This window comes from Marinobacter sp. (assembly GCF_035268745.1).
GTDB lineage: Bacteria > Pseudomonadota > Gammaproteobacteria > Pseudomonadales > Oleiphilaceae > Marinobacter.
The window spans coordinates 1-18,612 of sequence record NZ_DATFKH010000060.1 but is presented as its reverse complement, the minus strand read 5'-3'; the positions used below and the strand labels follow the sequence as shown (position 1 = coordinate 18,612).

The window sequence follows — 18,612 nt, the reverse complement described above, 5'->3', positions numbered from 1 at the left end:
CGGAAAGGACAGATCATGCGGGAAAATATTCTGATCACCGGCGCAAGCTCCGGGCTCGGCGAGGGCATGGCCCGGGCCTGGGCGGCCAGAGGCTGCAATCTGGCGCTCTGTGCCCGCCGCGCAGACAAGCTGGAAGCGCTGCAGCGGGAACTGCAGCAGGCCTACCCGCATATCCGGGTGCTGGTCCGGGGTCTGGATGTGTGCGACCACCAACAGGTCTTCGAGGTGTTTCGCGGCTTCAGCGAAGAGCTCGGGAGCCTGGACCGGGTTGTGGTCAATGCCGGTATTGGCAGTTCACAGCCAGTCGGGCGGGGGCACTTTGATGCCAACCGGCACGTCGTGGAAACCAATGTCATCGGCGCCCTGGCTCAGAGCGAAGCAGCAATGGAAATCTTCCGGGCGCAGAACAGCGGCCACCTGGTGTTGATGTCTTCCGTCAGCGGCGTGCGCGGTTTTCGTGGCCCGATCAACGTCTACGCGGCCACCAAGGCTGCCGTGGCATCCCTGGCCGAAGGTCTGCAACTGGATACGCTCGGGACGCCAATCAACGTCAGCAACATCATGCCCGGTTACATCCTGACGGACATCAACCGGGATGCGAAAACGGCGCCGTTCCGGGTGGACCTGGATACCGGAGTAAAAGCCCTGGTGAAGGCCATAGACGCTGAAAAACGCTGCGCCTATGTGCCCTGGTGGCCCTGGACGCCGCTCAGCCGGCTGCTGAAAGCGTTACCTTTCGGGCTGTTTGCGCGGGCAATCTAAGGAGCCTGCCGTTATTTGAAGCGCAGTACCAGCTCGTGCATATCGTTGGCGATCTGGTCAATCTGTTTAGAACTTTCGGTGGATTCCTCGCCCTTGCTCAGGTTTTCGAAGGCCAGGGTAGAAATCTGCTCAACCTGCTCGTTGATCTGATCAGCCACCTGCGCCTGCTCTTCGACAGAAGCTGCCATTTGCGTTGCCATTTCGGCAATGGTGTTGACCGATTCAGCGATTTCCTTGAGTGTACTTTCGGCCTCGAGCATCTTCTCAAGGCCGCTGTCCGCGGCCGAATTACCCTCTTTGGCAATCGTCACCGAGTTGGAGGCGCGTGACTCCAGGGTTCCGATAATGCCGTGGATTTCCCCGGTAGAGTCCTGAGTACGGCGGGCGAGGTTGCGCACTTCGTCCGCGACCACGGCAAACCCCCGGCCATGCTCACCGGCACGCGCCGCCTCGATGGCAGCATTAAGAGCCAGCAGGTTGGTCTGTTCGGCAATATCCTCGATGATCCTGGCGGCACCGGCGATTCTGCTGGTTTCCGAGGCCAGCTCGGTGACTGATTCGCTGATGTCATGGACCGTAGACTTCAGATTCTCAATGGCTTCCCGGGTCGCGGCCACGACCGATGATCCCTGGCTGGCGAACTCACGGGCATTTTCGGCCTTGGCCGCCGTCTGCTGCACATTGGATGATACTTCGGTAATGGTCTGGGACATCTCATGGACTGCGGCAGCCACCTGTTCGGTTTCCGCCTGCTGCTGGCGCAGCGCTTCCTGCGCTTCGTACATCACCTCCAGGCCACGCATGGAACCGCTCTTGACCTTGCCAGCCGAATCCTCGATCCGGGTCAGAACGGCATCAAGATGGGCCTGCTGTGCCCGCACCGCAACCTTGATCCGCCCCAAAGGCAGGTCATCATCGGTGTAGCTCAGGGCGGCCAGATCATCGGTAAATGACTTTTCCATAAGCTCGGTAATTGAACTCAGGAGCCGGCGCTTGGAGAGGTTCACCCAGATGGCGTAGGCAATCACGCCAATTGAAAGCACAACTTCAGACCCGAGCTGAAAACCGAAGCCGAACATGATCGCAGCAACAATAAACACAGACGCCAGGAACAGGGCACTCGGGTTCAGCCTTCTCCGCAATGGGGTGCCGGTCTTGCCATTGCGGATCCTTGCGTAGAGCCTGGCTGCCCGCTCCACATCCTCGCGTTTCGGACACGAGCGAACAGACTCGTAACCGACCACCTCACCATTCTCGGTCACCGGCGTGACGTAGGCGCTGACCCAGTAATAGTCACCATTCTTGCAACGGTTCTTTACCAGGCCCATCCAGGGCTTTCCCGATTTGAGATACGACCACATCTTCTCATAGGCTTCAGGGGGCATGTCGGGATGGCGAATGATATTGTGAGGCTGGCCGATAAGCTCATCCCGCGAATAACCGCTGACTTCAACAAACGGATCGTTGCAGTGCTGGATCTTGCCCCGCAAGTCCGTGGATGAGATAAGTTTCTGTGATTCCGGAAATTTACATTCGGTATCGGTTACGGGAAGATTCTTCCGCATTTATCCAGTCCTCCTTTGCCGGGGCAGTTACTCGTTGACTGCATTATATGCATCGGCTGGAATAGCGGAATCTTGAATATGATTTTATTTGTTAACCGGCCCGGAGCCCTTCTTCCGTTCGCCTCACAAAATGAGTACCTTGCCAATATTGCGCACAAAACAACGGGAAAACCCTTATGAAAATTCGCGCAGCAGTCCTGCAGGCAGTCGGCAGCGACCGACCCTACACCAGCAGCCAGCCCCTTGCCATCGAACAGCTTGAGCTGGACCCCCCGGGTGATCACGAAGTGCTGGTGCAGATCAGAGCCGCCGGGCTCTGCCACTCGGACCTGTCGGTGATCGACGGCAACCGTCCACGCCCGGTTCCCATGGCGCTTGGCCACGAAGCTGCCGGTGTGGTGAAAACCGTAGGGCCCGGTGTGACTGACCTTGCGCCGGGCGACCATGTGGTCACGGTATTCGTCCCGAGTTGTGGCCACTGCGCCCCCTGCGCCGAAGGCCGGCCTGCGCTCTGCGAACCGGCTGCTCTGGCCAATAACGCCGGCAGCCTTATCGGGGGCGGACACCGCCTGCACCGGGTTGACGGGACCCCCGTCAACCATCATCTGGGTGTCTCTGCCTTTGCCGATCATGCGGTGGTTTCCCGCAACTCCCTGATCCGGATTGATAAGTCACTGCCGTTTGAACACGCGGCCCTGTTCGGCTGTGCGGTGCTGACTGGCGTTGGCGCCGCCATCAACTCTGCCGGTATAAGACCGGGACAGACCGTGGCGGTGATCGGGCTGGGCGGCGTCGGCCTGAATAGTGTGCTGGGGGCCCTGGTCGCCGGGGCCGGCCAGGTCATTGCGGTGGATCTGGACGATGACAAACTGACCATGGCAAGAGCGCTGGGGGCAAGCGACGGGTTCAATCCGTCAAACCCCGATTGCCCTGAACAGATCCGTGACCTGACGGGCGGCGGAGTCGATTGCGCCATCGAAATGGCCGGCTCGGAAAAAGCCCTCGAGCTTGCCTACCGGATCACCCGGCGCGGGGGGCTCACCGTTACCGGCGGACTGGCTCATCCGGATCGCAAGGTATCGATTCAGCAGGTAAGCCTGGTGGCAGAAGAACGCACATTGAAGGGCAGCTATGTCGGCAGCTGCGTACCGGTGCGGGATGTGGCCCGCTATATCAGCCTGTTCCGGCAGGGGCGCCTGCCGGTAGACAGACTGCTGAGTGATACCCTGACCCTGGACCAGATCAATGAAGGCTTCGAGCGCCTGGCGGCCGGCAAAGCCATCCGCCAGGTCATTCTTTTTGATGCCAGCAAGCAGATTTAACCATGCAACGAGCCGACTATCCTGTTTTCTATCCCATCCTCACCCGCTGGATGGACAACGATATCTATGGCCACGTCAACAACGTGACCTACTACTCCTATTTCGATTCGGTCATCAACCGCTATCTGATCGACGAAGGTGGCCTGGATATCCATGATGCCCCGGTCGTGGGTTTCATGGTCAGCTCAAGCTGCCAGTTCAAAAAGCCCGTTGCCTATCCGGAAACACTGGCGGCAGGGCTGCGGGTACTCAGAACCGGAACCAGGTCGGTCACCTACGAAGTGGCGATTTTCCGGGAGGGCGAAAACGATGCTGCCGCGGTCGGGGAAATGGTTCACGTCTTTGTAGACCGCAGCAGCAACAGGTCATTGCCAATTCCGGCAGATATTCGCAAGGCTCTTGAACTGATCGATTCCACTGCCTGAGAACCGTAAAACCCTGGCGTCGCCGGGCGGCTCCCCGGCGCTGCTTCGGGCCAGCCTTGAGGCCGGCAGATTTACAGCCGGAATCGGCCAACTGCCCGGGAAAGCCCGTCCGCAATTCGGGAGATGTCGGCCGCTGCCGAGGAGGTCGCCGCTATCTCCTTCGATGCCTCCTGCGACCTCCGGTCAATATCCTCCAGTGATCGGGTGATATCCTCTGCCACTGAACTCTGCTGCTCGGCAGCGTTGGCAATCTGGGCACTCATGTCGTTGATTTCCGCCACACTACGGACAATGGACTGGAGGGAATGACCTGCCTTGCGGGCCTGCTCAACCGCTCTGCCGGCCTGATCACGACTCTTTTCCATGGCGTTCACGGCGGAGCTTGAGCCGCCCTGAAGCTTCTCGATGGTCTTTTTGATCTGTTCCGTGGACTCCTGGGTACGGCCAGCCAGCGTCCGCACCTCGTCGGCCACCACGGCAAAGCCCCTGCCCTGCTCTCCGGCCCTGGCTGCCTCGATAGCCGCATTGAGCGCCAGCAGATTGGTCTGCTCGGCAACACCGGTGATCGTGTCCAGAATATGAGAAATCTCGCCACTGTCCTCATTCAGGCGGTCAACGGTTGCAGCGCTGTCCTCGATCTGGGCCGCAAGGCGCTGAATTTCATCAATCGTCGTTCCCACCACGTCAGCACCGGTGGTGCCTTCCCGGTTGGCCTCTCCGGCCGCTGTCGAGGTATGGGTGACGTTATCGGCAACATGCTGCGCCGTGGCTGACATTTCGTGCATCGCAGCCGCAACCCGGGAAATTTCCGCCTGCTGCCGGGAAACCCCGTCCCGGGTCTGGCCTGCCGTTTCGGTCAGGCTCACAGAGGCCTCAGACAGACTCCCCGCGGAGCGGGTGATGTCATCGACCATACTGGAAAGATTACTGCGCATGGTCTCAAGGGCGCTTGCTGCGCGGGCAATTTCATCTTTCCCCGCGACTTTTATCGGGTGGCTCAGATCCCCTGTGGCGGCTGCTTCCAGTCCGGCAACCAGCGCATCCAGTGACTTTGTGATCCGGGTATTCACCAGCCATGAAATCACCAGCATCAACAGCACGCCGACGGCAATCGAGATCGCGATCAGCCATTTACTAAGCACCGCCACTTCGCCGGCTCTGGCATGCACTTCCGATGCGCCCTCGTCGATCAGTCCGGTAAGCTGTTCCATGTCCTCGGCAAGCCGGTTGTAGGCGGCCCGGAAGGCAGGCAAAGCCGAGATAGCCTGCTGGTAATTGGCGGATGCCAGGTCAATAATCCGTTCAGCCGAGGCTATGTAGCTTTCCAGCGTTGGCAGCACCTGCTCCAGCGCCTCCAATGTCTTCTCGTCGGTTATGAGCGTCCGGTTCGCGGCGAGCATTTCGCGGAAAACAGCGGAATGCTCAAGCTCGGCCTGCTTCGCCAGGCTCAGTGTCTGCTCGTCTCCTGTTCCCCTGGCAACCAGGGCCCCCATGACATCGGAACTGAGGGCGTCGTGCATCATGTCGGCAGTAAGATGGTTGGCAAGAATCTGACTCTTCGAGCGCATATCGGTGGCAGAGTCATCAAGCAGATTCAGCCCGAACAGCCCGACACCCCCGATTATCAGGAAAAGCAGAATCCCGACACCTGCCATACCCATCAAACGCTGTTTTATTGTCATCAAAGAACTCCCAGGCCCGGCTGATCGCAGGGCAGTTTCAGGCCAGCTGCAAAAGCAGTCTCATTTTTCCATCAAATTCGCTCAGGTTAGTTTTTTTTCCAGCACTACATGTTATTTTTTGTATCCCGTGCCGGATCAGGGCACCCTGGCCCACCTGCTGCTCCGGCTGACTACTGGCCTTGCGCGCCCCGGAGAATGGCGTGCAGGAGTTCTTCCGCGTCAAACTTGGTAAGCGCTTCATCTGCACCGACCTGAGTGGCGTAACTGACGCTCATTTCGCTGTTCAGCGAGGTATGAAGAATGATGTAGGGCTGTTTCAGCGACCCTTGATCACGAATATTGAACGTCAGTTCGTAACCATCCAGACCGGGCATTTCAATGTCGCTGACCAGAATATCGATGGCCTTGCCCTCGCCATCCGCTTGCAGCAGCCGGTCCAGTGCATCCTGGCCGTTGGTGGTGACGGAATAGGTAACGTCCTTGCTATCCAGTGCGTCAGACAACTGCTTCCGGGCCACCTGGGAATCGTCCACCAGTAATATGTTCAAACCCTTGAGAGTTTCCCGCTGCACATCGGTCAACACCACCTCGGCCGGGTCGACCGATTCGGGGTAGACCCGTGCCAGAAGCAGTTCGACGTCCAGCAGCTGGATGACCTCACTGTCCAGTTTGATCAGGCCGGTAATGAAGGCCCGGTCGCCAAGGCTTTTCGGGGGTGGCAACACCTCTTTCCACTCGGTTTCGATAATCTTGCTCACGCTACGGACCAGAAACCCGATTTCCTGGCGCTGAACATCGGTTACGATGATGGAAGCATGCTGCCGGTCCTGCTGACTCATGGCTGGATAACCCACGGCATAAGCCATATCAATCACCGGAACTGTCGAACCGCGAAAATTCATGGCACCAATGACCGCTTCGTGGCTTTTGGGCAGCCGTGCCAGCGGCGTATAAGGCATGATTTCCCGGATCTTCAGGGTGCCCAGGCCAAAAAGCCGCTGGTCATTCAGGTAAAAAAGGAGCAATTTCTGAGGATGTGACTTGACCTCGGCCATCTATATTATTCCTCTTGAAAATTCGTGACTTACTGTAGCAGTGTCGGGTCGGAATAGCCGCCCGGGCGTGCCATGAGGGGTAACCCGGCTCGTCGCTGCGTTGATTTTTCAATCCGACCGGGGGCATGCTACGTAAATCAAGGGTAGGTTCTTCCGGAGACGCGGCCATGAAATCGCTCACCTTAACGACATCCGCCTTCGCTGTTGTGATCGCTCTGGCAATTCTTGCCAGGCCGGCAACCAGTGATGAAATCGACGAGGCCATTCAGGACGTCATCCTTTCCCAGATTGAAGCATTTGCCAACGACGATAAAGACGCTGCCTGGACCTTTGCATCCGAAGGCATAAAACGCCAGTCCGGCTCGGTGGACACCTTCTACAATATGGTCAGGTTGTCCTATCGGCCGGTGTACCAGGCCACGTCAATCGAGTTCATGGAAAGGGTTCCCCATACCGGTTTCCAGATCCAGATCGTTCGCCTCGGAGGGCCGGAGGGTAAACACTGGCGCGCCGTCTATCGTATGGTGAAAAGCGATGAGCAGTGGCGTATCAGCGGGGTGCTGCTCAAAGAGGCGCCCAGAAGCATCTGACCCTGACCCGCGAATACGTTAACAGCTGTGTGCTGCAAAGGCCGGAGGTTCCGGCCTCACTCCAGCGCCGTATTCAGTTTGCGGGCAAGAGTGGCGGTATCCCCAACCACGCCCCACATATCCAATACCTCGCCATCACCGCCGAGGACGACCAGAATACCGTCTCTTATCCCGTGCCTTGCCACAAAGCGATCGCCGTCGGGACTGCCGATGGATGCGATCCGGAATGTCAGCCGGTCTTCAAAATCGTCCCTGATAATATTGATCTGATCCATCGCCTGCATGCCCTGCGGAGAATAACTCTCGAAGGCCAGTACGGCTACCGGACGGCCTTCGCCGATCACCGACAGATCGGTACTGATGACTCTGCCCGTAAAGGTATAGAGCATACCGCCGACGATCACGACGAAAGCCAGACTCACTATCCAACCGGTTGCTTTCCTGGACATAATCACCTCGTAGTGCCCGGGCTCTGAGCCGGGCTTACCCATGCTGGTATAGCGGGGCGGGAGCAACCCGTTCTGCTGGCATGCAGCCCCACCGGAACTGCAATATTAAGGTGGCAATCCGCTCTGCTCAATCACTCCAGCAAATTTTTCCGCTTTCAGTTATGATGGCGGGTCAGAGCTGGCGAATGGGCCAACTGGCAACCGGGAGAGGGTAATGAGCAAGAAACCAGCACAGGCAACACTGACCACCGCTGCGATTGAAGAGCAAACTGCGGCTTTTTTAAAGTCGGGCGGCACAGTTGAGTACGTAGTCAAAGGCAGAAGCGGCCAGGCCACCCCGACAGGCTCGAAGCAGATTAACCTGAAAGCTGACCGATAATCCCGCTGCCGGGCGGCTCAGGCGACTGGTCGCGTGCCTGTTACAAGCGTCCGGCTCACTCCGGCTCAGTGGACAGCAACTCAAACACATGTCCCGGCAACTGCCGGTTAAGCTCATCCCGGGCCCGCTGCTGCAACAGACCGGGGTCGGCGGCAGAGATCTTCACTGGCCAGCGTTTTTTGGCCATGACGGTACCCCTGTGCTGCAGCATCAGTTCGTAGGATCCGCGCAGCCAGAACCAGCCCTGCTGTTCGCTGACCGGTGCCAGATCGGTAAACCCGCTCAGGACATAGTCTGACTGTGCCACGGTCTTGACACCGAGGCTGGTCAGGGCCCGCTGAAGCTCCGCTTTCACCGATGGGTCGGCGGCCTGCACCATAACCGGCAAGGCCCCCAGCGCATTGCGGATGAGTTCATCGATGGCCGCCTGGTCGTACGGCCCGGTAATGCCGCCGCCATCGCTGACGATCATCAGGTTCTGGTTGAGCTGATCACGCCGGATCTGGGCACTGCCGGCCTGTTTCAGGGCATTGAGCGCCGCCAGAGGGTTACTGGCGGTGACACTGGCATAGCGAATCAGATCCCTGATCTCACGATCAGCTGCCAGTATGGACTGGCGGAAGCGGCTGGCGGCCGGTGGTTTTGCCAGTACCGCCAGGGCGTGAACCTGTCCCGGATTATTTTCATCCTGCCAGTACTCAACCACCTTCGCGCCTTGCAGCACCTGTCTGGCCCCGGCGCTCACGGCGCGGGTAATGCGCTGTTCGTTGCTGACCTGCTGCTGCCCCTGGACCGTGTTCACCCGGGCGCTGCTGAAATCAGTCGAACGCTCCCGGACCTCCACTTCGAATATTTTGGCCAGGTTACTGATGGCCCGGTCTGCGGCGGTTTGCCGGTCATCCGCTGATCCGGTCGCCGCCAGATGCGTGGCCGCCGGATAGGCAGCTGCAGGATTATTCAGCCAATCCGGCCTTTCGGGTCTGGAGCTGCACCCGGACATGACCAGCAGGCCCAGGAACACCAGGAAACCGACCAGCGCCCGGGGCCGGATCACCGCCGGACTGAAAACAGGTTTATTGTTCATCTGACTGTCCTTCAATGGGTTCAAGACCTTCGTGGGGCGGATAACTGAGCAGACGGTTATTCAGACTGTTTACCAGCACGACACCGTAACCCCGCGCGCCAGAACTGTTCAGCGCCGGTAACAGCAAATCCTTTTCCACAATCTGCAGCGGAGCATCCAGAGGCGCCACCAGCCTTGCTACCTGAATGGAGGAAGGCAGCATATTCCAGCTCCGGACATCGGCCTGTTCGGAAAGCACCCCGGCAATATTGGCGATAAGCCCCCCCAGCTCACTGCTTTTCCGGGCTTCTCTTACCATCTGGTATTTGGTCACCGAGCGCACCACCGTGGCCGCCAGTATCGTTGCGGTCTGATCAGCCAGGTCTTCCCGGGCCCGCTGCTCAATCATTTCAATAACTTCGGTTTTTCGTGCTTCAGAAGAGGCGCTGCCAGTCCGATTTCCGGCCCTGATTGAAATATGCCGGGCCTGGTAACGGGACGGCGGATAATGGGGCATGACCACACTGATCTGGGCCTCAATCTCCGGTGCAAATACCCAGAGCCGGGTTTCGTTCTTGTTGCTGACCACCCCGTCGTGATAATACACAATCCACTGGCCTTCGCTGGCATCGGGCAATGAAGCCTTGCGACCGAATTCGCTGACGTATTTCTGGTACTCATCACTGTTGCTGTTGTGACCGTTGCGACGCAGACTGAGATTCAGCAGGCTGGCGGCCAGGGCCTGCGGAACCGCCTCGCCACGGGCCTTGATGATTCCATGGGCGCGGCGGTAGCTGATCAGGGCGTCGTCCAGCTCACCATTCAGTTCATAGATCAGTCCGGCCAGAAAACGCACGCTTGCCAGTTGCCCGCTCACCGATTCCGGGTCGCCCAGCTGATTCATGGTGACATCCGCCTGCAGCATCTCGACCCGCGCACCGTCCAGATCACCATCGAACAGATAGCCCATGGCCAGCATGGCATGAACCAGTACCTGATCGCTCGGGGTTCCACCATAGCTGCGCAGCGTCTCGTTTGTGGTCAGGGCACCCAGGTTCTCGGACAGACTGACCGCCCTGAGTGACAACATGATCGCCTTGGCCTGTTCCAGATCCCGCCGGCTGCCGGCCAGGTCACCGGTATACAGCTTCAGCAGGCCACGATTCAGCAGGTACTGGCCGCTGTCGCGAGCTGGCGGGTCTATGCCTTCCAGCTTTTTCAGGGTCGCTTCCGGCCCTGCCGCCGGAAGTACCGTCGCAAGCTGGTTGATCTGCCAGGAGGTGCAACCCTGCAGATACAGCAGGCACAACACCAGCACTGGTGACGCCAGAAACCGGAACCCGGACATCCCGCAGCTCACACCGAAGCTGACTAGTAGCGGATGGACGGGTTTTTAATCAGCTTCTTGATTTTCTTCTGGCCCAGCCAGACCTTGCGGTTATCGGCCATGCTGATCAGGGTCAGATCCACCTGATAGAAGCGGACCTGCTGGTTGCCCTCGGCATCGATGATGGTGTTGATCTGGCCGGTCAGCATGAAATCCGCGCCGAGCTCCTGGCCTGCCGGGTTACGGGTATCATCCCGCGCGTTCAGGTCCTGGTCGAGGCGTTCGTCACGGATTTCACCACGCTCGGTTTTTGCGGCGACAAAATCCACCCGTCCGGAATTGACCAGTTCACGCTCGATATCGGCGACAAAGGTCTTCAGGTTGATATGCTCATGACTCAGGTTGCGAATCGTGCCCACGATCACCGCCGGCCGCTCACCGGTCCGGCTGGTGAAATCGCTGATCCAGGGGCGGGACAGGGCATCCTGGATCATCTCCTCGGCCACCAGACGGGAATCGCTGTCATTCCAGGCGCCGCTCAGGTCAATCGTGGTGTCACTGTCTACCCGCTCAACCGAGGTACTGCAGCCGCCGAGCAACAGGGTCGCGAAAACTACCATCCAGATTTTCATTAGTCCTGTCCCCGCACGAAGCGTTCGAAGTTGGCATTGCCCTGACTGGTATAGAACGCCCTGAAATTATCAGACAATTTGCTGGCCGTGCTGATGGAAGCGTCCAGGTCGTTCATATCCATTTCCGCAAACGAGTAGATATTGCCGGTTTGCGGATCTTTCCAGCGCGCCCGGATTCTGACCCCGTTCAGGGCCGTTCTGGTTGAGCTGATCACGGTCTGCTCAATATTGCTGAAGGTGATATCGCCGGCACTGGCCGAATAGTCGTTGAGGGTGCTGTCGACATAACTGGACACCACCCGCGCGACTTCTGCCCTGGCTCTGCTGTCCGCGGTCGAGGTCTGCAATGACTGGTCGTTCAGCGGCGGCGCATAGGCGACCCCCTGAATAAAACGCCCCTCATCGTCGTCAACGGCCCCGGTGCCTTCATTGACCCAGTCTGGCGCATCCGGCATTCCAAGGTCACTTTCAATGGTTTCTGTGCTGCTACATGCAACCAGGCCAGCCATAACTGTAAAGATCATGGCGACCGACAGTGGACGACTCAACATACGCGCTTTGCTCCTGGTGTGTGCTATACATGCCCGCTACCCAGAGTAAGCTAAATTCCGGTTGCAAGCATCAAGTAGTGGACGCAGCTCTCACCGGCAACATCATTGACAGCAGAGCCGCAGTGGCTACCAGACCTGACGATATCCACAGGCAGGCTTCCAGGCCATACGCCTGATACACCCAGCCAGACAGAATCGTTCCCAGTAAACGGCCTCCCGCGTTGGACATATAATAAAAGCCGACATCAAGGGACACGCCATCTCCACGGGCATAGCTGACGATCAGGTAGCTGTGCAATGAGGAGTTGACGGCAAAGAGCACACCAAACAACAGTAAGCCACCGACAATCACGATCCGGGGTGACCAACCCGTCGTCAAGCCGACGGCAATGGCGGCGGGAACCAGCGCCAGGGCCATTGCCCAGAGCACTGCCGGCTGTCTGCCTTCAATGTTTCCGGTAATGCGCGGCGCCAGGGTCTGGATAAAGCCATAACCGATGATCCAGATGGCCATGAAGCCGCCCACCTTCCAGAAGTCCCAACCAAAGACCGTGTGCAGGTATACCGGCAGAGCCACTACAAACCACACATCGCGGGCGCCAAACAGAAACATCCGCGCCGCCGACAACACGTTAATGGCGCGGCTTTTTGACAGGATCTCAGTGAACTTCGGCCTGGCCTTGCTTTTGCCCAGCTCCTGCCTGAGCAGAAACAGACTTGTCAGCCAGACTACAGCGAGCGCAAGTGCCATGATGATCACCGCACCGGTGAAGCCGGCTGCCATCAGCAAGACACCGCCAAGGAAAAAGCCAACGCCTTTCAGCGTGTTCTTCGAGCCGGTAAGAATCGCAACCCATTTGTAAAGTGTGCCCTGCTGCTCATCCGGCACCAGCAACTTGATGCCGCTTTTCGCCGACATCTTGTTCAGGTCCTTGGCGATGCCGGACATGGCCTGCGCTGTCATTACCCAGGGCACGGTCAGCATCGCCGCCGGCACCGCCAGCATGGCCAGCGCAATTATCTGCAGGAACAGCCCGATATTCATGGTGCGGTTAAGGCCCATGCGGGCGCCGAGATAGCCGCCCACCAGGTTGGTCACTATTCCGAAAAACTCATAGAAAATGAACAGCAGGGCAATTTCCAGGGGCGAGTATCCCAGCTGGTGAAAATGCAGCACCACCAGCATCCGCAGGGCACCGTCTGTCAAAGTGAAGGCCCAGTAGTTACCGGTGATCACCAGGTACTGTCGGATGGCAGCGTTCATATCAGGCGGAGCCTACCCTGCGCGCCAGTTCGGCAGTGCGGTTGGCGTAGCCCCATTCGTTGTCATACCAGGCGTAGATTTTTACCTGGGTGCCGTTGACCACCATGGTGGACAGGGCATCGACAATCGAGGAGCGCGGGTCAGTCCTGTAATCGATGGACACCAGCGGGCGTTCCTCGTAGCCCAGAATGCCCTTGAGCTCGCCCTCGGCGGCCGCTTTCAGCAACCGGTTAACGCTGTCGCGATCCGTGGGCGTTGCCACTTCAAACACGCAGTCAGTCAGCGACGCATTGGTTAACGGCACCCGCACCGCGTGGCCATCGAGCCGGCCTTTCAGTTCCGGAAAGATCTCGATGATGGCGGTCGCGGAACCGGTGCTGGTCGGGATCAGCGAACTGCCGCAGGCCCGTGCCCGGCGCAGGTCCTTGTGGAGCCCGTCGAGAATGGTCTGGGTGTTGGTCAGGCTGTGGATGGTGGTGATGGAACCGTGGCTGATGCCCAGTTTTTCGTGGATCACTTTCACCACCGGCGCCAGACAGTTGGTGGTGCAGGAGGCGGCGGTGACGATTCGGTCGTTAGCGGGATCAAAAATGTCGTCGTTGACGCCCACCACAATGTTTTTCGCGCCGGCTTCTTTCACCGGCGCGGTAACAACCACCCGTTTAACGCCCTGGTCCAGGTAGCCCTGCAATGCCTTCACGGTCTTGTTAACGCCACTGGCCTCAATCACCAGGTCGCAACCGGACCAGTCGGTATCACCAATAACCTTGTTTCGGGTGACGCGGATGCGCTGGCCTTCGATCACCATATCGTCGCCATCGGCATCCGCTTCGCGGTCCCAGCGGCCATGCACGCTGTCGAAATTCAGCAGGTGTGCCAGAGTGGCAGCATCAGCGCCGGGGTCGTTGATGGCGACAAACTCCATTTCCGGCCAGGCCCAGGCTGCCCGCAGCGCCAGGCGGCCAATGCGGCCGAAGCCATTGATGCCGACTTTTATCTTGCTCATGTTTTTGCTCCTGTTGACTCTGACTCAGTGCTCAAGCGAGGGGGACAGGTTGTTTCAGAACACGCTGTAAATACATCCCTGTACGCTCGGCCTCTGCCATCCATGGCAGAGGACGGTTCTGAAACAACCTGCCCCCCTCGCTTCCGAAGCCCTTGGTGGCCTCTATGATGTTTTAACTGACCGTCAGATAAACCGTACAACCGGCCGGTCAGTCATGGCTGCAAGCCGTTCGAGTTCGGTTCTGATCAGCGTTGGATTGCCTTCGGCGGTTTCGTCCAGCACCCGCAATAACCAGTGCGGCAGCCGTGGACTCAGGGAGTAGAAGACCCACTGGCCCTGGCGCTCGGTATCCAGCAGTCCGGCATCCCGCAGGGTGGCCAGATGGCGGCTGGCCTTGGGCTGGGGGATATCCAGGGCTTCGGTCAGCTCGCAGACACACAGCTTTTTCTGTTCCCGGATCAGCATAAGCGCGGCAAGGCGAAGCTCATCGCCCAGCGCCTTGAATACGGCAACCGGGTCGAAATGCTCCGGCTTCATGCCGGTCTGTTTGCGATGGACCAGGGTAAACAGACCGAGACGCTCGCGGATTTCCTTTAATGTCAGCGCGAAGGTCGCATGGCGCCCCGAAGGTACGGGATCGGGAAAATCCCAGGCAATCTGCTGGGCTGGTCCGCCGACATTCCGGCATTCGCTGGCCGCTTTCTCACACAGGGTGATCACGTAATCCCAGTGTTCCTGCTCCAGGTCGGCCAGGGCTTTACTCTCCAGCCCCGCTGTGGCGTAACCCGCCTCTTCCAGAACCTGAAGCGCCATCGGGTGAGGCCTGTCAGGCCGGGTGCCGGCGCTGGCAACCTCAAACTGGTCTCCGGCCATATCCCGCAACAAGGCTTCTGCCATCAGGGATCGTGCGCTGTTGGCGGTGCAGACAAACAAAACCCGGCGTTTCATATTCAGTTCCCCGCATATATGGTTTTCTGTATATTTGATTTGATGCATACTATGCGCAGCCAGACCATGAGTAAAGCGACAGTTTTATTACAGTGAAGACCTGCGGCCAGACTGTGGCGGTTGCGGGGAAGTCTCAGAATGTGTCAGCAGAGATCCGTGTGAGAGGTCAGCCATGAGCAGCAATAGCAGCGCCACCCAGCCTGAAGGCACCAGCGAAGGCATGGATGTGTTCAGCAAATACCTGTCGGTCTGGGTTGCCCTGGCCATTGTCGCCGGCGTGACTCTGGGTCAGTTGGCCCCCTCGGTACCGGAGACCCTCTCACGCTTCGAAGTCGCCCAGGTGTCCATCCCCATCGCCATCCTGATCTGGGCGATGATCTTCCCGATGATGGCTCAGGTCGATTTCAGCGCCATTCTGAACGTGAGAAAAGAACCCAAAGGGCTGGCGATCACCACCATCGTGAACTGGCTGATCAAGCCCTTCACCATGTTCGCCATCGCCTGGTTCTTCCTGATGGTGGTGTTCGAGCCGTTTATTGCACCTCAGCTGGCGAGTGAGTACCTGGCCGGGGCGATATTGCTGGGCGCGGCACCCTGCACCGCCATGGTGTTTGTCTGGAGCTATCTGACCAGAGGCGATCCCGCCTATACCCTGGTGCAGGTATCCCTGAACGACGTCATCATGCTGTTTGCGTTCGCGCCGATTGTGGTGTTCCTGCTGGGGATTTCGGACATCCAGGTGCCCTGGAATACCGTGCTGCTGTCGGTGGTACTGTACATAGTGATCCCGTTGACCGCCGGTTACCTCACCCGCCGCACCCTGATCAGCCGCCATGGCGAGCGCTGGTACGACGAGGTGTTCATGAAGCGTCTGAGCCCGGTCACCCCGGCGGCACTGATCGTTACCCTGGTACTGCTTTTTGCCTTTCAGGGTGAAGTCATTCTGGAAAACCCGTTTCATATTGCCCTGATTGCGGTACCGCTAATCGTCCAGACCTTCCTGATCTTTTTCCTGGCCTATGGCTGGGCCAGGCTGTGGCAGGTACGCCACTGCATCGCCGCCCCCGGCGCCATGATCGGCGCCAGTAACTTTTTCGAACTGGCGGTAGCCGCCGCGATTGCCCTGTTCGGGCTACAATCCGCAGCAGCGCTGGCAACGGTGGTCGGCGTTCTGGTGGAGGTTCCGCTGATGCTGGTGCTGGTGGGTATTGCCAATCGAACTCGGGATCGGTTTCCGGCCTAGTTTTGGGGGGAGGCGGGTATCAGGGGGATCTTTCCAAAAAACGCTCCTTACGGCACGTCCCTGTGACGAAGGAGCGTGTTTTAAACGGACCCCTCCAACCTGTGCTTACGCCTGACTTAAAAGGCTCGGCACAAGAAGCTAACTCCAGACCTAGCAGGCCTCCAAAGGCGCATAGGCAAGAACAAGCCACTTGGCGCCTTCGTCAAAGTTTACCTGTACCCGGGTGTGGTGACCGGAGCCCTCGGAGTTCATCACGATGCCCTCGCCGAATTTGGGATGGCGCACCCGCTGGCCCAGGCTGAATCCGGATTGCCGGGCGGAATCCTGGCTGAACTGGGTTTCGTTGGGGCGGGCCACCATGGCCGGGCGGGTGACGGTGTTGCGCAGGCGCACCTCCTGAATGCAGTCGCCGGGGATCTCGCGCACAAAACGCGACAGCGCGTGGAACTTTTCCTGACCATACAGGCGGCGGGATTCGGCGTAAGTGAGCACCAGCTTCTTCATGGCCCGGGTGATACCCACATAAGCCAGGCGCCGCTCTTCTTCCATGCGCCCCGGCTCTTCCAGTGACATGCCGTGAGGAAACAGGCCTTCTTCCACTCCGGCCAGGAAGACCAGCGGGAATTCCAGGCCCTTGGCGGAGTGCAGGGTCATCAGCTGGACACAGTCTTCGCTGGCCTCGGCTTGTGCCTCGCCTGCATCCAGTGCTGCCTGGGCGATAAACTCTGACAACGGGTCAACCCCCTCCTCCGCTTCAAAGTCCGACAGGGCATTCACCAGCTCGTCCAGGTTTTCCGCCCGGGCCTGGCCTTTCTCGCCTTTTTCGCTGGCGTGGTAATCCCGGAGACGGCTCAGCTCGAGGGTTTTCTTCATCAGCCCGTGCAGGCTGGCGTCGTCCACCATTGCCGTCAGGCTTGCAATAATACCCATGAACGATTGCAGGCCGGTTTTGGCGCGCCCCTTGACCTGGCCCGCCTCCAGCAGCCGCTCGGCGGACTCCCACAGGGAGATGCTGCGTTCGCTGGCAAAGGCCCGGATATCGGCCAGACTTTTGGCACCGATACCCCGGGCCGGAATATTGACCACCCGCTCAAACGCGGCATCGTCCCGGCGGTAATGCACCAGCCGCAGGTAGGCGATGGCGTTGCGGATTTCCTGGCGGTCGTAGAACCGCAGGCCGCCGTAAACCCGGTAGGGAATGCCCTGGCGAATCAGGGATTCCTCCAACACCCTCGACTGGGCATTGGAACGATAGAGAATGGCGGACTCGCTGCGCAGGTTGCCCTCGCTGACCCAGCTGCTGATGGTGTCGGCGATGTAGTTGGCTTCGTCCTGCTCGTTGAATGCGGCGTAGAGGTCGATGGGCTCGCCGTCTTTGCCGTCCGTCCAGAGCTCCTTGCCCAGGCGGCCCTGGTTATTGGCAATAACCGCGTTGGCGGCTTTCAGTATCATCTGGGTAGAACGGTAATTCTGCTCCAGTCGCACCAGTCGCGCATTGGGGAAGTCCCGCTGGTACTGCTGGATATTTTCGATTTTCGCGCCCCGCCAGCCGTAGATGGACTGGTCGTCGTCACCTACCACCGTCAGCGGTACCCGGTTACCGGCCAGGATCTGCAGCCAGGCATACTGAATGGTATTGGTGTCCTGGAATTCGTCGACCAGGATCTGCTGGAACCGGCTCTGATAATGCTGCAGCAGTTCCGGACGATGCAGCCACAGTTCATGGGAGCGCAGCAACAGCTCGCCAAAATCCACCAGCCCACTCAGGTTGCACAGTTTTTCGTACTGGCGGTAAACCGTCAGCATGGTGCTGCTGAAATGGTCGCCCGGATTTTCCTGGATGTGACCCGCCCGCAATCCCTCGTCTTTGTGGCTGTTGATGAACCACTGGGCCTGCCTGGGTGGCCACCGGCTTTCATCAATCTGCAGTTCACGCATCACCCGCTTGATCAGGCGTATCTGGTCGTCACTGTCGAGTACCTGGAAATTCTCTGGCAGGCCAGCGTCCTTGTAGTGCGCGCGCAAAAGTCGATGGGCAATGCCGTGAAAGGTGCCGAACCAGAGCCCACGGGCCGGAATGTCCATCATCTGCTCGATGCGGTAGCGCATCTCCCTGGCGGCCTTGTTGGTGAAGGTTACCGCCAGAATGCCGGTGGGGGGCACATTGTCCACCTGCATCAGCCAGGCGATACGATGAACCAGCACGCGGGTCTTGCCACTGCCTGCGCCAGCCAGCACCAGCAGGTGATCATTCTGGGCGGTAACGGCCTCGCGCTGGGCGTCATTCAGGGCGTCAATAATGTGGGAGACATCCATAGAGATCCGGTCGCTACTGGTTAAATGAACAGG

18 protein-coding genes are annotated in these 18,612 nt (G+C 58.9%); 6 read left to right on the top strand and 12 right to left on the bottom strand.

Going from position 1 to position 18,612, the window contains the following annotated elements:
* Positions 1–15: 15 nt before the first annotated feature.
* Positions 16–762 (top strand): SDR family oxidoreductase, encoded by a 747-nt coding sequence (locus VJ956_RS05735; protein WP_324082680.1) that lies wholly within the window; start codon positions 16–18, stop codon positions 760–762.
* A gap of 11 nt (positions 763–773) precedes the next feature.
* Here the strand turns inward: VJ956_RS05735 and VJ956_RS05730 are convergent, their stop codons facing one another.
* Complete coding sequence (locus VJ956_RS05730; protein ID WP_324082678.1) at positions 774–2,327, bottom strand: PAS domain-containing methyl-accepting chemotaxis protein; 1,554 nt, start codon at positions 2,325–2,327, stop codon at positions 774–776.
* A gap of 176 nt (positions 2,328–2,503) precedes the next feature.
* Between VJ956_RS05730 and VJ956_RS05725 the strand changes: the two genes are divergently transcribed.
* Positions 2,504–3,649, top strand: coding sequence for a zinc-dependent alcohol dehydrogenase family protein (locus VJ956_RS05725; RefSeq protein WP_324082676.1), 1,146 nt, complete (start codon positions 2,504–2,506; stop codon positions 3,647–3,649).
* 2 nt (positions 3,650–3,651) lie between these two features.
* Entirely contained in the window at positions 3,652–4,074 is a 423-nt protein-coding gene (locus VJ956_RS05720) for a thioesterase family protein (RefSeq protein WP_324082674.1), read from the top strand.
* 71 nt (positions 4,075–4,145) lie between these two features.
* Here VJ956_RS05720 and VJ956_RS05715 read toward each other — a convergent pair whose 3' ends face one another.
* Both VJ956_RS05715 and VJ956_RS05710 read right to left on the bottom strand, forming a co-directional pair.
* Positions 4,146–5,756 carry a methyl-accepting chemotaxis protein gene (locus VJ956_RS05715; protein WP_324082672.1) on the bottom strand — a complete coding sequence of 537 codons (1,611 nt, stop codon included), beginning with the start codon at positions 5,754–5,756 and terminating at the stop codon, positions 4,146–4,148.
* A gap of 170 nt (positions 5,757–5,926) precedes the next feature.
* A complete protein-coding gene (locus tag VJ956_RS05710; RefSeq protein ID WP_324082670.1) occupies positions 5,927–6,811 on the bottom strand; it encodes a chemotaxis protein in 885 nt (294 codons plus the stop codon).
* A 167-nt stretch (positions 6,812–6,978) separates the two neighbouring features.
* On the opposite strand from VJ956_RS05710, the gene VJ956_RS05705 reads away from it, so the two are divergent.
* Complete coding sequence (locus VJ956_RS05705; RefSeq protein ID WP_324082667.1) at positions 6,979–7,401, top strand: DUF4864 domain-containing protein; 423 nt, start codon at positions 6,979–6,981, stop codon at positions 7,399–7,401.
* A gap of 56 nt (positions 7,402–7,457) precedes the next feature.
* On the opposite strand, the gene VJ956_RS05700 is transcribed toward VJ956_RS05705, so the two are convergent.
* A complete protein-coding gene (locus VJ956_RS05700) occupies positions 7,458–7,823 on the bottom strand; it encodes a hypothetical protein (protein WP_324082665.1) in 366 nt (121 codons plus the stop codon).
* Positions 7,824–8,064: 241 nt separating this feature from the next.
* On the opposite strand from VJ956_RS05700, the gene VJ956_RS05695 reads away from it, so the two are divergent.
* A complete protein-coding gene (locus VJ956_RS05695) occupies positions 8,065–8,229 on the top strand; it encodes a hypothetical protein (protein ID WP_324082663.1) in 165 nt (54 codons plus the stop codon).
* A gap of 55 nt (positions 8,230–8,284) precedes the next feature.
* Here the strand turns inward: VJ956_RS05695 and VJ956_RS05690 are convergent, their stop codons facing one another.
* The 7 genes from VJ956_RS05690 to VJ956_RS05660 all read right to left on the bottom strand — a co-directional run bounded on the left by VJ956_RS05690 (position 8,285) and on the right by VJ956_RS05660 (position 15,020).
* Positions 8,285–9,313: an LPP20 family lipoprotein gene (locus VJ956_RS05690; protein ID WP_324082662.1), complete on the bottom strand. Its 1,029-nt coding sequence runs from the start codon at positions 9,311–9,313 to the stop codon at positions 8,285–8,287.
* A complete protein-coding gene (locus VJ956_RS05685; RefSeq protein ID WP_324082660.1) occupies positions 9,303–10,640 on the bottom strand; it encodes a hypothetical protein in 1,338 nt (445 codons plus the stop codon). The genes VJ956_RS05690 and VJ956_RS05685 overlap by 11 nt, the downstream gene beginning before the upstream one ends.
* 23 nt (positions 10,641–10,663) lie before the next feature.
* Positions 10,664–11,251, bottom strand: coding sequence for a penicillin-binding protein activator LpoB (locus VJ956_RS05680; protein WP_324082658.1), 588 nt, complete (start codon positions 11,249–11,251; stop codon positions 10,664–10,666).
* Complete coding sequence (locus VJ956_RS05675) at positions 11,251–11,802, bottom strand: hypothetical protein (RefSeq protein WP_324082657.1); 552 nt, start codon at positions 11,800–11,802, stop codon at positions 11,251–11,253. The genes VJ956_RS05680 and VJ956_RS05675 overlap by 1 nt, the downstream gene beginning before the upstream one ends.
* A gap of 70 nt (positions 11,803–11,872) precedes the next feature.
* A complete protein-coding gene (gene arsJ / locus VJ956_RS05670; protein WP_324082655.1) occupies positions 11,873–13,066 on the bottom strand; it encodes an organoarsenical effux MFS transporter ArsJ in 1,194 nt (397 codons plus the stop codon).
* A 1-nt stretch (position 13,067) separates the two neighbouring features.
* Positions 13,068–14,072: an ArsJ-associated glyceraldehyde-3-phosphate dehydrogenase gene (locus VJ956_RS05665; RefSeq protein ID WP_324082653.1), complete on the bottom strand. Its 1,005-nt coding sequence runs from the start codon at positions 14,070–14,072 to the stop codon at positions 13,068–13,070.
* A gap of 183 nt (positions 14,073–14,255) precedes the next feature.
* Positions 14,256–15,020 carry a metalloregulator ArsR/SmtB family transcription factor gene (locus VJ956_RS05660; protein WP_324082652.1) on the bottom strand — a complete coding sequence of 255 codons (765 nt, stop codon included), beginning with the start codon at positions 15,018–15,020 and terminating at the stop codon, positions 14,256–14,258.
* A gap of 172 nt (positions 15,021–15,192) precedes the next feature.
* Between VJ956_RS05660 and arsB the strand changes: the two genes are divergently transcribed.
* Positions 15,193–16,263, top strand: a complete 1,071-nt coding sequence (gene arsB / locus VJ956_RS05655; RefSeq protein WP_324082650.1) for an ACR3 family arsenite efflux transporter — start codon at positions 15,193–15,195, stop codon at positions 16,261–16,263.
* A gap of 150 nt (positions 16,264–16,413) precedes the next feature.
* On the opposite strand, the gene uvrD is transcribed toward arsB, so the two are convergent.
* The gene (gene uvrD, locus VJ956_RS05650) at positions 16,414–18,579 is read right to left on the bottom strand and encodes a DNA helicase II (protein WP_324082735.1); all 2,166 of its coding nucleotides are present in this window, start codon (positions 18,577–18,579) and stop codon (positions 16,414–16,416) included.
* Between the last annotated feature and the right edge of the window lie 33 nt (positions 18,580–18,612).